The 1,141-nt window shown below is 64.7% G+C and carries 1 protein-coding gene; it reads right to left on the reverse strand.

The window, feature by feature from the left end:
- The coding region (gene nhaA / locus U1R88_RS35565) for a Na+/H+ antiporter NhaA (protein WP_322435556.1) at nucleotides 1-1,141 on the reverse strand (1,141 nt) is incomplete at both ends.

The following is a 1,141-nucleotide window of genomic DNA, read 5'->3' on the forward strand; positions in this document are numbered from 1 at the left end:
GGTTTCGTGGTTCGCAGCAAGATTGCGCCGAATACGGCCGAAAGGATGGAGCCCAGCAGCACGCCGATCTTGGTCTCGTCGAGCAAGTTCGGGGCATTGGCATAGGCAAGGCCGCCGATGAACAGGCTCATGGTGAAGCCGATGCCGCAGAGCAGCGCCACGCCATAGAGATGGCGCCAATTGGCATTGGCCGGCAATTCGGCCCAATTGGCTCGGATAGCGAGGGCCGCGAAGGCAAAGACGCCGATCTGCTTGCCGACGAACAGGCCGAGTGTGACGCCCAGCGTGACGGGGTCGACGAGATTGCCGAGCGACAGGCCGCCGAGCGCGACGCCGGCATTTGCGAAACCAAAGATCGGCACGATCAGATAAGTGACCCAGGGGTGGAGGCCGTGCTCGAGCTTGTGCAGCGGCGTATGGTCATGCTCATGCCCGCCCTCGCGGCGCAGCGGGATGGTGAAGGCAAGCGCCACGCCAGCTAGCGTGGCATGCACGCCGGACAGATAGGTCAGGACCCACAACACCACGCCGAGTGCCAGATAGGCCGGCAGGAAGGTGACGCCGCGTCGGTTCATGAGGGAAAGCACTACCAGGACGACGAACGCGCCGTTGAGCATCCAGATGTTCAGGGAGGCGGTATAGAACAGGGCAATGATCACCACCGCGCCGAGATCGTCGATGATGGCGAGAGCGGTGAGGAAGACTTTCAGCGAAGCCGGTACGCCTGGGCCGAGCAGGGCCAGCACGCCGAGGGCGAAGGCGATGTCGGTGGCCGAGGGAATGGCCCAGCCCTGCAGCGTGCCCTCCGTCCGCCAGTTGACCGCCACGAAGATCAGGGCCGGCACCACCATGCCGCCGACAGCGGCGATGCCCGGCAGGGCCCGGCGCGGCCAGCTCGACAACTGTCCGTCCAGCACCTCGCGCTTGATCTCCAGGCCGACCAGCAGGAAGAACAGCGCCATCAGCCCGTCATTGATCCAGTGCAGCAGGCTAAGACCACCGATATAGAGGTGGAGCGTATGGAAATAGGCTTCGCCGAGCGGGGAATTGGCCACGATCAGGGCGAGCGCCGCCACCGCCATCAGGATGATGCCGCCGGCAGCCTCGGTGGCGAGGAAGCTCCTGAGAAAGGATGGGCGGC

The organism is Labrys sedimenti (assembly GCF_034424805.1).
Classification (GTDB): domain Bacteria; phylum Pseudomonadota; class Alphaproteobacteria; order Rhizobiales; family Labraceae; genus Labrys; species Labrys sedimenti.